This window comes from Brevibacillus gelatini, from assembly GCF_050920745.1.
GTDB lineage: Bacteria > Bacillota > Bacilli > Brevibacillales > Brevibacillaceae > Brevibacillus > Brevibacillus gelatini.
Map to the genome: position 1 here is coordinate 2,549,397 of NZ_CP154342.1, position 13,724 is coordinate 2,563,120.

General features: G+C 52.9%; 15 protein-coding genes. 5 read left to right on the forward strand and 10 right to left on the reverse strand.

Going from position 1 to position 13,724, the window contains the following annotated elements; translation table 11 throughout:
• Positions 1–15: 15 nt before the first annotated feature.
• Both AAFJ72_RS12165 and AAFJ72_RS12170 read right to left on the reverse strand, forming a co-directional pair.
• Positions 16–1,287: a DEAD/DEAH box helicase gene (locus AAFJ72_RS12165; RefSeq protein ID WP_432774164.1), complete on the reverse strand. Its 1,272-nt coding sequence runs from the start codon at positions 1,285–1,287 to the stop codon at positions 16–18.
• A gap of 159 nt (positions 1,288–1,446) precedes the next feature.
• Entirely contained in the window at positions 1,447–1,593 is a 147-nt protein-coding gene (locus AAFJ72_RS12170; protein ID WP_170163363.1) for a hypothetical protein, read from the reverse strand.
• A gap of 124 nt (positions 1,594–1,717) precedes the next feature.
• On the opposite strand from AAFJ72_RS12170, the gene AAFJ72_RS12175 reads away from it, so the two are divergent.
• Positions 1,718–2,782, forward strand: coding sequence for a phosphodiester glycosidase family protein (locus AAFJ72_RS12175; RefSeq protein WP_432774165.1), 1,065 nt, complete (start codon positions 1,718–1,720; stop codon positions 2,780–2,782).
• Between the two features lie 101 nt (positions 2,783–2,883).
• Here AAFJ72_RS12175 and AAFJ72_RS12180 read toward each other — a convergent pair whose 3' ends face one another.
• Together AAFJ72_RS12180 and AAFJ72_RS12185 are read right to left on the reverse strand one after the other, a co-directional pair.
• The gene (locus AAFJ72_RS12180) at positions 2,884–4,455 is read right to left on the reverse strand and encodes an ABC-F family ATP-binding cassette domain-containing protein (RefSeq protein ID WP_122903498.1); all 1,572 of its coding nucleotides are present in this window, start codon (positions 4,453–4,455) and stop codon (positions 2,884–2,886) included.
• A gap of 32 nt (positions 4,456–4,487) precedes the next feature.
• Positions 4,488–5,345, reverse strand: coding sequence for a hypothetical protein (locus AAFJ72_RS12185; RefSeq protein ID WP_432774166.1), 858 nt, complete (start codon positions 5,343–5,345; stop codon positions 4,488–4,490).
• Between the two features lie 200 nt (positions 5,346–5,545).
• On the opposite strand from AAFJ72_RS12185, the gene AAFJ72_RS12190 reads away from it, so the two are divergent.
• On the forward strand, positions 5,546–5,695 hold the full coding sequence (locus AAFJ72_RS12190; RefSeq protein WP_122903496.1) for a small acid-soluble spore protein P: 150 nt from the start codon (positions 5,546–5,548) through the stop codon (positions 5,693–5,695).
• Between the two features lie 128 nt (positions 5,696–5,823).
• The gene (locus AAFJ72_RS12195) at positions 5,824–6,546 is read left to right on the forward strand and encodes a hypothetical protein (RefSeq protein WP_432774167.1); all 723 of its coding nucleotides are present in this window, start codon (positions 5,824–5,826) and stop codon (positions 6,544–6,546) included.
• Positions 6,547–6,572: 26 nt separating this feature from the next.
• Here AAFJ72_RS12195 and AAFJ72_RS12200 read toward each other — a convergent pair whose 3' ends face one another.
• The 5 genes from AAFJ72_RS12200 to pdhA all read right to left on the reverse strand — a co-directional run bounded on the left by AAFJ72_RS12200 (position 6,573) and on the right by pdhA (position 11,844).
• Positions 6,573–6,734: an aspartyl-phosphate phosphatase Spo0E family protein gene (locus AAFJ72_RS12200; RefSeq protein WP_432774168.1), complete on the reverse strand. Its 162-nt coding sequence runs from the start codon at positions 6,732–6,734 to the stop codon at positions 6,573–6,575.
• Between the two features lie 130 nt (positions 6,735–6,864).
• The gene (gene lpdA / locus AAFJ72_RS12205) at positions 6,865–8,274 is read right to left on the reverse strand and encodes a dihydrolipoyl dehydrogenase (protein ID WP_122903493.1); all 1,410 of its coding nucleotides are present in this window, start codon (positions 8,272–8,274) and stop codon (positions 6,865–6,867) included.
• A gap of 6 nt (positions 8,275–8,280) precedes the next feature.
• Entirely contained in the window at positions 8,281–9,672 is a 1,392-nt protein-coding gene (locus tag AAFJ72_RS12210; RefSeq protein WP_432774169.1) for a dihydrolipoamide acetyltransferase family protein, read from the reverse strand.
• A gap of 102 nt (positions 9,673–9,774) precedes the next feature.
• The gene (locus AAFJ72_RS12215; RefSeq protein ID WP_122903491.1) at positions 9,775–10,755 is read right to left on the reverse strand and encodes an alpha-ketoacid dehydrogenase subunit beta; all 981 of its coding nucleotides are present in this window, start codon (positions 10,753–10,755) and stop codon (positions 9,775–9,777) included.
• A gap of 3 nt (positions 10,756–10,758) precedes the next feature.
• Positions 10,759–11,844 carry a pyruvate dehydrogenase (acetyl-transferring) E1 component subunit alpha gene (gene pdhA, locus AAFJ72_RS12220; protein WP_432774170.1) on the reverse strand — a complete coding sequence of 362 codons (1,086 nt, stop codon included), beginning with the start codon at positions 11,842–11,844 and terminating at the stop codon, positions 10,759–10,761.
• Positions 11,845–12,176: 332 nt separating this feature from the next.
• Between pdhA and AAFJ72_RS12225 the strand changes: the two genes are divergently transcribed.
• Positions 12,177–12,911, forward strand: coding sequence for an alpha/beta hydrolase (locus AAFJ72_RS12225; protein ID WP_432774171.1), 735 nt, complete (start codon positions 12,177–12,179; stop codon positions 12,909–12,911).
• Between the two features lie 32 nt (positions 12,912–12,943).
• Here AAFJ72_RS12225 and AAFJ72_RS12230 read toward each other — a convergent pair whose 3' ends face one another.
• Positions 12,944–13,144, reverse strand: coding sequence for a hypothetical protein (locus tag AAFJ72_RS12230; RefSeq protein ID WP_432774172.1), 201 nt, complete (start codon positions 13,142–13,144; stop codon positions 12,944–12,946).
• Between the two features lie 271 nt (positions 13,145–13,415).
• On the opposite strand from AAFJ72_RS12230, the gene AAFJ72_RS12235 reads away from it, so the two are divergent.
• Positions 13,416–13,718, forward strand: coding sequence for a HesB/IscA family protein (locus AAFJ72_RS12235; protein ID WP_432774173.1), 303 nt, complete (start codon positions 13,416–13,418; stop codon positions 13,716–13,718).
• Positions 13,719–13,724: the final 6 nt, after the last annotated feature.

Genomic DNA, 13,724 nt, shown 5'->3' on the forward strand with positions numbered 1-13,724 from the left:
TGTGTACCTCTTGTCCTACTTTGTTCCAAAGCCGCCCTTCTTATGTACGTGTCTTCTCGGTGAACTGTTTTTCGCGGCAACCGGCTTGCCCGCTTCGGCTTTGCGGTCTTGCGGTTTTCCTTTTGCGAATGGCTTGCCTGTCGGCTTTTGCACCGCTCCCGGATCTTCCAGCGCGCCGTACGACATGACTTTTTCTTCGATGGCAAGCCCTGTCTGTTTGGCGAACTTGCGGATGATAAACCGCTCTTGCGGACTGATGATGGAAAAGACAAGTCCGGCGCGTCCCATCCGGCCCGTGCGTCCGCTGCGGTGAATGTACGTATCTGCATCTGGTGCCGGGTCGTAATGCACAATGCACTCCACTTCCGGTATGTCAATGCCGCGTGCGGACACATCTGTCGTAATCAATACCGGGAACACGCCGTCCCTAAACTGCTGGAGCGTCCGCGCCCGCTCTTCCTTGGACGCATCGCGATGCAGCAGTCGGCTGGCCAGATGATGGTAGTTCAGCTTGGCCACAATCTCGTCCACTTTTTCAATCTGGTTGACAAACACAATCGAGGAACGGACGTTGACGAGTCTAAGCAAGCGTCTTAGCGTGTCGACTTTTTTTCGCGGCTCAGAGACGAGGTACAGATGGGCGACGCCTGCCGCGCCTTCCGGTGCTTGCGCCCGTACAAGCACAGCATCCTTGGTAAACGCTTTGGCCGCCATGACAATCTGTTCGGAAATCGTCGCGGAAAACAGGAGCCGCTGCGTATCCCGCAACGTTTTTTTCATAACCTCCTGAACCGGCTTGCCAAAACCCGCATCGAGCATTCTGTCCGCTTCGTCCACGACTACGGTTTTGACTTCGTGTACCTTCAGCTTTCGCTGCTCGATCAACTCCAAGAGACGGCCCGGCGTGGCGACAACGAGCACAGGCTTTTTCTTCAAACGCTCTACCTGACGTTTGACATCGACGCCGCCGATGATCGGAACAACCGCATGATCGGCTCCCGGCAACAGCTTTTCGGCTTCCTTCGCAATTTGCACGACGAGTTCATGCGTCGGTGCCAGGACGAGCGCCTGGACGTCTTTTTTATTCGGATCGATTTTCGTCAGTAGCGGCAACAAATAGGCATAGGTTTTGCCTGTCCCTGTCGGGGATTCGATCAGGGCATCCCGCCCGGCTAAAATCAACGGAATTGCTTCCGCTTGCACGGGGGTCGGCGTCTCCATTTTTCGTTCGCGCAAAATCGCAACAAGCGGCGCGCTAATTTGTAAATCAGCAAACGTGGTGCTCACAAGAACCCTCCTGGCGTATATTCGTACATTGGGTAAGCTTACCACACTTTGCCCATGTATAACAGAGGGCCTGGCTCACGAATGATCGCTTGCCCAGGCTTCCCGTCCCGGATGTGGAAAAACAGGCGAAATCCGTATTCGGACATCGCCTGGTGTGCTTTACCCGTTGTTTGTGTCCATGCGGGTTTCCTGCTTTTCCGCCTGGTCGTGACGATCCCGGCTTGTCGTCTGGTTGCGTGTGCCTTTGTTCGGATTGTTCCGGTACTCCTCTACTTCCTGTTGAAATGCTTCATCATAGCCGCGCACAGCCCTCACCTCCTGCCCCTATTTTTACCCTGGTGATCCTTTATTATTTTGCTGAAACTTTTTACCCCATCATTCGTCCTTTTAATAGGAACAAAGTATTTTTCTTGATGGTTGGGGAGGATACATGCAAACCTTGTCACGCACGCGATCACACAAGCTTTCCACACGCAAAAGACGTTGGCGCTGGGTAAATCGCCTGCTGCTGATGTCAGCCTTGACATGTACGACGCTTGCCCTGCTCGGTATCATTTTCCTGTTTGCTACCAGAAGCGGCGAAGAGCTGCGCGAGTGGGCGGCAGGCACGCTCCTGACGACGCAGCATGACTACTGGGCACCGTACACGTTTTTGCCGGAAGAAAAGCTCAACGCCCTAAAGGAGCAAATACGCAACCCGGAGGTCATCAACTCCGAGCCGGATGGGCCAATCAAGCCGGAAGAATCGCCACAGGAGCAGCCCATAGCCGACACACTGCCAGAAAAGCCGAAAGAATTGATCGAGGTGGAAGAAATCGACGTTTCCAAAGGCAATTATTACTTTAAAGGAAAAATCATGTACATCAACGACCCAAAACGGGTACGTTTAGTCGTTACCAACCGCAAAGACCGCGGCGATTTGCTCGATGAGTTCGTCAAAAAGACAAACGCGATCGGCATCGTCAACGCGAGCGGCTTCCATGACCCGGATGGCTATGGAAAAGGGGCCAAAGCATACGGCGTGGTGATCCACGACGGGAAAATTCTCCAGGGATACAATCCGAAAAACGGAGAAACGGCCTTGGGCATCACCTATGACGGCAAGCTGATTACCGGCAGCTATACAGCCGAACAGCTGGTAAAAATGGGCGTGCGCGATGCGATGAGCTTCCGCCCGCAGCTGATCGTGAACGGCAAAAACCTGTTCAAGGACAAGCCTGCGAAAAGCTGGGGCATCCAGCCGCGTACAGCGATTGGGCAAAAAGCGGACGGCACCATCGTCTTCGTCGTCATCGACGGCCGCCAGCCCGGACATTCCATTGGCGCGAGCATGAACGATCTGGCAGAATTGCTGGAAGAGCGCGGGATCGTCACAGCGATGGCGATGGACGGCGGCTCCAGCTCGATGATGCTGTACAAAGGCGAAGCGATTACAAAAACGTCTTGCCCGTATTACCGTGGCCGCTACCTCCCGAACGCCTGGGCGGTGATTTAGCTCTCGTCAGGGCGAGCCGGGAAATGAGCCGGCACTTGATTGTTTTCCACGAGTTTCTGAAAAAAAGCAGGCAGCTCACACGATTGTGGCTGCCTGTTTTTTTACAGTTTAATCGGAGTTTTCGCTTGTTCCAGACTCCATTTCTCCACATCCCACGTCTGTGTTACCCAATCCTCGTAAAAGTCAGGTTCGTGGCAGACGAGCAGAACCGTACCCTTAAACTCTTTTAAAGCACGCTTCAATTCTTCCTTGGCCACGACGTCCAGGTGGTTCGTCGGCTCGTCGAATACAAGCCAGTTGCTCTCGCGCTGCAACAGTTTGCAGAGCCGTACCTTCGCCTGCTCGCCCCCGGACAGGGCGTTCAGGTTGCGGTTAATGTGCTCGTTTTTCAGGCCGCAGCGCGCCAACGCTCCGCGCACCTCGTGGTTGTTCATCGACGGGAACTCGTTCCAGACGTCCTCCAGTGCCGTGATCGGCTTTGGCTTGACTTCCTGCTCGAAGTAGGCCGGGTGCAGGAAGTCTCCTCGCTCAAGCTTGCCTCCAAGCGGCGGAATGATCCCCAGCAGCGTTTTCAGCAAAGTGGATTTCCCGACACCGTTCATTCCGACGATAGCGACCTTTTCGCCGCGCTCCAGCTTGACGCTCAGCTTTGGCAGCAACGGATGGGTATAGCCGATTTCGAGCTCTTCCGCTTCAATGACAAAGCGGCTGCTTGCGCGCGCTTCCTTGAAAATAAACGAAGGCTTCGCCGCTGTCTCCGGCTTTTCGATCCGTTCCATTTTGTCCAGCTGCTTTTGACGGCTTTTCGCGCGGCCTGTCGTGGAGGCACGGGCTTTGTTGCGGGCGATAAAGTCTTCCATGCGGGCGATTTCTTCCTGCTGCTTTTCAAATGCGTCAATATGCTGGTTGCGCTTCATCTCGGACTGCGCCAGGAACGATTCGTAGTTGCCCGTGTAACGGTTCAGCTTCGTGAACTCCAGATGGTAAATGACATTGACGACTTCGTTCATGAACGCCGTGTCGTGGGAAATCAGGATGAAAGCGTACGGATATTCCCGCAAGTAGTTTTTCAGCCAGGCGATATGCTCCTCGTCCAGGTAGTTCGTCGGCTCATCCAACAGCAACACGGTCGGCTGCTCCAGCAGCAGCTTCGCCAAAAGAACCTTCGTGCGCTGACCACCGGACAAGGACGCGACGTCGCGATCCAGCCCAATCGCGCTCAGACCAAGCGCGTTCGCGATTTCCTCCACCTTGGCATCGATCAGGTAAAATCCGCTAGTTTCCAGCTTGTCCTGAATCTCGCCCATGCGCTCCAGCAGTTCTTCCAGTTCCTCCGGCGATGCTTCTGCCATTTTTTCGCCAATCGCCATCAGTTCCTGCTCCTGCTCCAAGAGCGGCAAAAACGCATCCTTGAGTACGTCGCGAATCGTTTTCCCCGCTTGCAGCTTCGTGTGCTGGTCGAGGTACCCGTACTGGATTTTCGGCATCCATTCGATGCGGCCTTTGTCCGGGATGTTTTGCCCGGTCAAAATGCTCATCATCGTGGATTTGCCTGTTCCGTTCGCCCCGACAAGACCTACGCGGTCATTCGGTTGCAGGCGAAAAGACACGTCCCGAAACAAAATGCGATCCCCAAAGCCATGGGACAAATCTTCGACAATCAAAACACTCATGCAAGCTTTTCCTCCTGTTTCCTCTGTGCAGTCTACAAAATAATCCGCTCAAAATAAGACGGCGCATACCGTTGCGTATAGGTTTCGCCTGTCAATATCAACTCGTCCAGCCTCACGCGCATTTCCTGCAGGGTGATGCCGTGCATCGCGGTATTCAAGATCGTCGCTCTCGCCAGCAAGCGGAGTGTATTGACTTCATCTGTCAGCTTGCTGCCAAACACTTTTCCGCTATGCACGATCTCGGAACGATGATTGTACGATTTTTTGACAAACTCGGCAATTTTTTGCCGCTGTGCATACGACTCTCCAAAATAATACGCCATGCGTAGCCGCAATTTATAGGTGATTTCGCCCTTTTTTCCGTCGGGAGCAAACAGCGATTCCAGCGCAATCCACAAATCGAGCAACTGGTCTTCGTTGCTTTTTTTCTCCAGGGACAGCGCATAGCGGCGAAAAGCGAGCGAAGGCAGCTGATGATCCATCAGTCGCATGAAAACGCTCTGGATCGATTCGTCAAACTCCAACCTGCTTCCGTCGAGGGAGCGCTTCAAATACGTGATGCCGCACATGTTTCCGGTTATTGTCAGAACATAAGGGATCGAGCATGTCCCATGCAAAGCGGATAAATTCAGCTTGTTCTCGATTTCTTCGATCCACGGGCGGTCATCCGTTACTTTCATTTCCGCGTGCTCCGCAACCAGAAACAGGCTGTTGCGGCTTACCCGGGAGTCGAAAATGCGTTTGTTCTCATCCATTTCGTTGCGCAAATAACGGGAAGCGATCTCGTACGGCCGATCTGCCCCCGAGATCAGATAATAACCATTTGGCAGTTCGATCCGAATGGGCTGTGTTGTCGTCGAATTAAACACGGGCGCAATCAACAGTGGCATTGGCTGCTCCTTTCAGATCCGTAAAAAGCGCGGTTCTCGTTTTCATTATCAATCGAACACGACATAAACAGCCTGCCTGCTCTTTTGACAACCGATCCATTTCTATTAATCGCAGACACGCTTCCTTATAGAATACCAGCATTTCCTACGATTCGTCACCATCAGATTGCGGCAAACTACGAAAAGAAGGAGATGATTTGATGGAAAAAGATCATATTCTCGATGAAAATCCGCATCAGACTTACAATAATGCAGCAAAGCCGCAAGAGCAAACCGGAGAACCGCTGGCAGGCTCCAAAAAGGTGAAGCAAAAAAATCATTCCCGTGCGATTAAAACGCGGGAAGGGTAACTCTGACGAAAAAGTCCGAACGGATTGATCTGTTCGGGCTTTCCTTTTTCTTACATCAAAAATGATTGAATTGTCCCACAGGGATGATCTATGATGGATGCAGTATCCATGATGGAGGTTTAGCCCATATGATTACCATTCCACTACCGGGCAACGGCCCGCTTACGAACGCGATCAGCTACAGCGTCTCTCCCTTGTACGAGCTGGCTGCCAGCCTGCACACGCTCGCTCAGCAAACACCCCCCGAACGCTTCTTGTCATGGTCGGAAGACAAACTGGAACAATTTGAATCGGCTCAGCTAAAGCAGGAATGGGATTACATGCTCCCGCTCTTCCGCTACGGCCTGCCCGACTCCTTCGATCCCGTCCAAACCAAAGGGGTGATGGGCGTTGACGATCAATACGAATACTTCGTGACGCTGCCAACGGAGCAATTTGTCCGCAGTGTGACGCCAATGCTCGACCAGTGGATGCAGCAGCACGAGATTCCGCAAGTGTATTTGGACATAAAGGAAGACTCTGATTATGTAAAAGGTCGCTTCAGCCTGTTTGTGTCGTCATACTGGCAGCTGTTTTTTGAAGAAAACTGGGAGAGTATCGCCCCGCAGTTTGTGAAGGAGGCAGAACGCATTTACTATGCGGTGCAAGACATCCCTGCCCTGTTCTCCTACCTGCAGTCGATCTCTCCCGCCTTCTCCCTGGATGAAGAGACTTGCCGCTTGACCTACTCAGGTTGTGACCTGGACGAGCAAGCGCAGCAGTTAATCCTGTATCCCAGCTATTATTATGCCCAGGAGCCTTGTCTTCGCAAACAGGGAACGAATGCCCACTTGCTTTACTCTTTCTCCTGAGTTTTCGCGCAAAAACGAACGCCCTTTTACGAAGGGCGTTTTTCATGCATCATATGCGCAACAATCAGTTTATCGAGTTGTTGACTTATTTTCACAATTTCTGGGTCAAGAAAATTGTAGCCTGCTGCTTTGGCTGCATGTTCCAGCTTTTGTCGCAAGGCATCAATCATCTTACTCGTCGTTTCCATGCTGCCAAGCCTCCACCCATGTAATTCTCCCACTATTTTACATCATCGAAGAACAGGTGGAAAGGGTAAGATGTGGAAGAAAAAAGCCCTGTTACCGTAAAGGTACAAGGCTTTTTCCATAAGGCAACGATTACTTCATCACGTGGATCGGACGACCCAGTGCCAGTTCAGCCGCTTCCATTGTCACTTCACCCAGTGTCGGGTGAGCGTGGATGGTCAGCTCGATGTCCTCAAGCGTAGCGCCCATTTCGATGGCCAGGCCGATTTCCGCGATGATGTTGGAAGCTTCCGGACCGACGATTTGCGCGCCGAGAACGAGGTTGGTGCCTTTTTCCGCAATCAGCTTCACGTAGCCCTCTCCAGCGTTGACAGACAGAGCGCGGCCGTTTGCTGCAAACGGGAAGCGCCCCACCACATAATCAATGCCTTTTTCTTTTGCTTCTCGTTCGTTGATCCCTACGCTTGCAATTTCCGGATCGCAGAATACGACCGCCGGAATCGCTTTGTAGTCAACCTCTGCCGGGTGGCCGGCAATCGCTTCAGCCGCCACTTTCCCTTCGTAGGAAGCTTTGTGGGCCAACGCAGGACCTGGCACGACATCCCCGATCGCGTACACGTTCGGAATGTTTGTGCGGCCTTGCTTGTCCACGACGATCAGGCCGCGATCCGTCAGATTCATACCGATGTCCCGAACGCCCAGCTCATCGGTGTTCGGACGACGGCCAACGGTAACGAGCACGTATTCTGCCTCGATTTGTTGCGCTTCGCCTTTGACTTCTGCTTTCACGATCACACCGTTTTCGGTCTCTTCCATGCCTTGGGCCAGCGCTTTGGTATGGATGGTCACGCCAAGCTTTTTCAGCTTGCGCTCAACAAGGCGCGGCATATCCGGCTCAAAGCCAGGCAAAATTTGATCGGAGCCTTCGAGAATCGTTACTTTGGTACCGAACTTCGCGAACACAGTTCCCAGCTCGATTCCGATATATCCGCCGCCGATGACAACCAGGCTCTTTGGCAGCTCGGTCAAAGACAGCGCTTCTGTCGAGGACAGAACACGTTTGCCAAACGGGAAGGCAGGCAATTCGATTGGGCGGGAACCTGTTGCGATAATGCAATGCTGGAAGCGATAGCGGTTCACGTCATAGCCGTGGAACACGCGCACTTCGTTTTCGCTGACGAACAGCGCTTCACCCGGAATCACCTGGATTTTGTTGCCTTTGAACAGGGAGGCTACGCCACCTGTCAACTGCTTCACGATACCGCTTTTCCATTCCTGGACTTTGGCAAAATCCACTCTGACGTTTTCCATGGTGATCCCCATGGACTCGGTATGTTGTGCATGCTCATACGTGTGTGCCGCATGGATCAGCGCCTTGGAAGGGATGCAGCCTACGTTCAGGCACACGCCGCCCAGATCAGCTTTTTCCACAACGGCTACGGTTTTTCCCAGTTGGGCGGCGCGAATCGCCGCCACATATCCGCCTGGGCCCGCACCGATGACGAGCACGTCTACTTCTGTTGTAAATTCACCTACTACCATAGCCTCTTATCCCTCCATGACGAGCAGCGTCGGATTTTCCAGAAGCTGCTTCACGTAGTTGACGAAACGCTGTGCAGGTTCGCCATCAACCAAACGGTGGTCAAAGCTCAAAGACAGGTGCAGCATTTGGCCAACCACGATTTCGCCGTTTTTCACCACTGGTTTTTCGCTGATGCGGCCTACGCCCAAGATCGCAACCTCTGGATAGTTGATGATTGGCGTGAAGAACATGCCGCCAGCGGAACCGATGTTGGTGATGCTGAAGGTAGAGCCTTTCAGCTCATCGGCAGTCGCTTTGCGCTCGCGGGATTTTTTCGCCAGCTCGCTGATCTCGCCAGCGATTTGGAAGATCGACTTGCTGTCAGCCGCTTTGATGACTGGAACGAGCAGACCGTCCTCTGTCGAAGTCGCGATTCCGATGTTGTAATATTTTTTGTAGATGATTTCTTGTTTTTCATCATCAATGGAAGCATTCAGCTCTGGGAACTTTTTCAGACCCGCTACAACCGCTTTTACGATCATTGGCAGGTAGGTCAGCTTCACGCCGCGCTCTTCCGCAAGTGGCTTCGCGTTTTTGCGCATGGCAACCAGTTCCGTAACGTCCACTTCGTCGAAGATCGTCACGTGTGGTGCTGTGTACGCGGATTTTACCATTGCTTTGGCAATTGCTTTGCGAATGCCTTTCAACGGTACGCGCTCTTCCAGTTCGCCAGCTTGTGCGCTGTAATGAACGGTTGGCGCAGCTGCTGCCTGGGCAACACCGGTTGGAGCTGCTGCCGGAGCTTCTGCTGCTGGAGCCGCCGTTTCTGCTGCCTGTGCGGCTGGAGCGGATGCTACAGCGCCGCCCGCCAGGAAGCGGTCAACGTCTTCGCGAGTGATGCGGCCGAGCTTGCCTGTGCCAGGTACCAGTGTCAGCTGCACGCCTTTTTCACGCGCGTATTTGCGCACGGAAGGAGTAGCCAGCACGTGCTTGCGGTCGATTGGTGCGGCAACTGCGGTCGCTGTCGCCTGCGCCATTGGCGTTTCCAGTGCCTGGTTTGCATTTGCGCTCACCTGGGAGCCGATGTCGCAGCCTGGCTCCATTTTGTCAGCAGCAGGTGCTGGTGCAGCTGCAGCCGCATCGCCGTGACCGTGGTCTGGCAGGTTTGGAATATCGCCTTCTACTTCGAACTCGATCAAAGGATCGCCGACAACCGAAACGGTTCCCTCTGTCACTTTCAGTTCGACAACTTTTCCTGTAACAGGCGATGGAACTTCAACTACCGCCTTGTCATTTTGCACTTCCATAATGACTTGGTCTTCTTCTACGGAATCTCCGGGCTGTACGTGCCATTTGACGATTTCGCCTTCATGGATACCTTCGCCGAGCTCCGGGAGTCTGAATGTAAAACGACTCACAGTATCTCCTCCTTTTAAACACTACGCTTCAATGAACAGCCTGCAATTTTCGGAAAGAAGGCGGAAAGCTTTCAACTTTTCCGCCATTATGTCTGTTTCCGATTAGAAATCGAGCACTTGCGTGAGTCCGTCTACCACGCGTTTCACGTCAGGCAGCCAGATGTCCTCTGCTTGTGCAAACGGATAGACTGTATCCGGCGCAGCGATACGCAGCACAGGCGCTTCGAGGTGGAGAATGGCGCGCTCGTTGATTTGCGCGATGATTTCCGCAGCAACACCGGAAGTTTTTTGCGCTTCCTGCACGACAATCGCACGGTTTGTCTTCTTCACGGATTCAACGATGGTGTCAATATCGAGCGGGCTGATGGTGCGCAGGTCGATGACTTCTACCTTCGCGCCGCGCGCTTTTTCAATCTCTTCTGCAGCTTTCAGGCTGGTATGCACCATGGCACCATAGGTGATGATGGTAACATCGCTGCCTTCTTTTACTACGTTTGCCTTACCCAGCGGAATAGTGTACTCGCCCTCTGGCACTTCTTGACGGAAGGAACGGTACAGCTTCATGTGCTCCAGGAACACGACCGGATCGTTGTCGCGGATCGCGGAGATCAACAGACCTTTTGCATCGTACGGGTTGGAAGGGATGACCACTTTCAGACCCGGAGTTTGCAGCATCAGGCCTTCCAGGGAGTCAGCGTGCAGCTCAGGTGTTTTCACGCCGCCACCGAACGGGGAGCGGAATGTTACCGGGCTGGTGAAGCGGCCGCCGGAACGGTAGCGCATACGAGTCGCTTGCGAAGCGATCGCATCGAATGTTTCAAATACGAAGCCGAAGAACTGGATTTCCGCAACCGGGCGGAAGCCGTTGATGGACAAGCCTACAGCAAGTCCACCGATACCGGACTCGGCAAGTGGCGTATCGAATACGCGCTGCTCGCCGAATTCCGCTTGCAAACCTTCTGTCGCACGGAATACCCCGCCGTTTTTCCCTACGTCTTCCCCAAAGACAAGTACGGTTTCATCGCGTTTCAATTCCACGCGCAATGCATCCGTAATGGCTTGAACCATTGTCATTTGTGCCATGGCTTATTTCGACTCCTTCGCCAGGAATTCTGCCTTTTGCTCTTCGAGTGCAGGCGGCAGTGTCTCAAACATTACATCGATCAGTTCTGTCACTTTCATTTTCGGTGTTTCGTCCGCTTTTTTGATCGCGTCCGCAACAGCTGCTTTTGCTTCTTCAATAACAGCTTCCTCGTCTTTTTCGCTCCAGAGGCCTTTGCCTTCGAGGAATTTGCGGAAGCGGATCAGTGGATCGCGCAGTTCCCACTCGCTTTGCTCTTCACCGGTACGGTAGCGGGTTGGGTCGTCACCAGCCATGGTGTGCGGACCATAGCGGTAGGTCAGTGCCTCGATCAGTGTCGCACCTTCTCCGTTCAAACCGCGCTCTCTCGCTTTTTTCACCGCGTAGTAAACAGCGAGGATGTCCATACCGTCAACACGTTCGCTGGCGATACCGGCAGCGACTGCTTTTACGGCGATGTTCTCGGAAGCTGTTTGCTTTTCGAACGGCAGGGAGATCGCGTAACCGTTGTTTTGCGAGAAGAAGATCACAGGCAGCTTGTAAACGCCTGCGTAGTTCATGCCCTCGTAGAAGTCCCCTTGGGAGGTAGCTCCGTCACCAAAGTAGTTGATTGCCACGCGTTTTTCACCGCGCAGTTTGTAGCCCATTGCAACACCTGTCGCTTGTGTACATTGCGCTGCGATGATGATCTGTGGCATCAGTACGTTTACGCCTTCCGGAATACGTCCGCCTTCGATGTGTCCACGGGAGTAGAGGAAAGCTTTGTACATTGGGAATCCGTGCCATACCATTTGCGGAATGTCGCGGTAGCTTGGCAGGATGAAGTCTTCTTTGGAAAGCGCTGCCTCGGAGCCGATCATGCTTGCTTCTTGACCCGCTACAGGCGCGTAAAAGCCGAGACGGCCTTGACGGTTCAGGCTGATGGCGCGTTGGTCCCACACACGGGTAAAGACCATTTTACGCATCAGTTCACGCAACTCATCATCGGAGAGCTCAGGCATCAAGTCAGGACGAACAACCGTACCGTCCGGTGCAAGAATTTGCAGCGGGGCGTTGTTCTCTGTTTGTTCAACAGCAGTGGTTACGCTCATCTCATTCACCTCGTCACTAGAATAAGGGGCTTCCTGCCAGCCGTCCGTTCTCACGCATCCATCGAGCAGATGCTTCATGATGGCGGCATGAGCGAAGGATGTCGGAAGTGTCCCCAACTTAATGAAAAAAGAAGAAAAAGTTGTCTCGTGCAAGAAAAGGCTTACAGCGCCGCCTGCACTACCCTGTTATACTGCAGAAAAATTATCTGTTCAACGTGTTATAGTATTGATATTACAGGGTTTATTTCCTCTCTGTTATCATTTACTATAAAATCTGTATCAGTTTTTTTCAAGGCTTAGTTTTACATTTGAGTAAACAGGAGTGTAATTCGATGTCTGAATATGTAAAACGAACGATTGTCAAAGAAGAAGTGCCGAGCATCCATGTGGACACTCCCCGCTCGGTCAAAGTGTACCTCCCGCCGGGCTATAACGAGCTTCTGTCCTATCCTGTCGTATACTGTCAGGACGGAAATGACTTTTTTACGATGGGCCGCATCGCCACAATTGCCAATCAACTGATTCTCGAAGAAGGAATCGAGCCGTTTCTTGTCGTCGGTGTTTCGGTGGACCGGGGCAAGCGGACGAGTGAATATTCGCCCGTTGGAACAAGAAACGCAGCGTATAAACGCTTTTTTTGCGAAGAATTGCTGCCGTACATCGAGGATCGCTATCCCGTAAGGCGCGACAAAGCTTCCCGTGTGCTCGCAGGCGACTCACTCGGGGGAACTGTGTCCCTGCATCTTGCCCTGGACCATCCTGAGCTGTTCTCGCAGGTGCTTGCGCTGTCGGGAGCCTTTTTCCAGCCGACGCTCGACGCCATCCAAAGCAGCGAAAGCCTCTCCTGGCTGCGCATCTGGATGGTCGTGGGGCTGGATGAAACAGCAGTGGAGACACATATCGGGACATTTGATTTCGTGGAATGGAACCGGGAAGCGAAAAAGCTGTTCACAGCCAAACAGGCCACCTTGTCCTATTCCGAGAAGCCGGGCAACCACGTCTGGGGCTTGTGGCAAAAAGAGCTTCCGGATGCCTTGCGTTACTTTTTCCCGCCGTCACGCCTGTAGTCTGCTGGCTCGGCAGTCCTTGCGCTTTTTCACTAGAGGGCTCCGTTGATTTCCTTAATATCCTCGTATCCGTAGTAACGGCCATCCGTCATGTAAATGCCTTGGTGGGTGGCCTTTTCAATTTCACCTGCAACCTGCTGCGCATTTTGCAGGACGATGTTGACGATCTTGCTCTCGTCGCGCTTCATCTGGTTTTGCAGCCGCTCACGCTCTTTTGCAGTTATCATCTTCATCCCTCTTTTTCCTCAGGAGTCAATGGCTATAGTATTTCTTTGCAAGATGGGAAATACACGCGAGTAAAGGAGAAAACCCCCGCCCAGCCCGCAAGCGCCACTTTTCCCTCACGAACAGACTCACTTTCCCTTACAGACAAACAGATGTTCTTGTATTTCCTGTTCGCCTGGCACCCCTGCTTTTAGGAACACTTTCCACATTGCGTCAGCCATTCTCTCTTTGCTAAGATGGAGGGGCAACTCACTTACATACAGTTAGGAGACTTGACCGATGAAGGTAAAGATTACCCGCAATGCAGCCAAGCAACTGACCCCAATCATGGAGCAGGAAGAAGACAAAGAGCTGAAACTGCGTGTCTATATCACCCACGCGCACGGCGATCATGCGCACTACGGCCTGGCACTGGACAAACCGACTGAAGAGGATGAAGTCGTCTCCACTGACAAGGGAATTGATGTCGTCGTGAAAAAAGACGAGCCATTGCTGGATGGCGTCATCATCGATTACCTGTACCTGCCGCAAGAAGGCTTTGTGATTACCAACCCGTCCAAAGGAAACACAGGCGACCATTAATCGTCT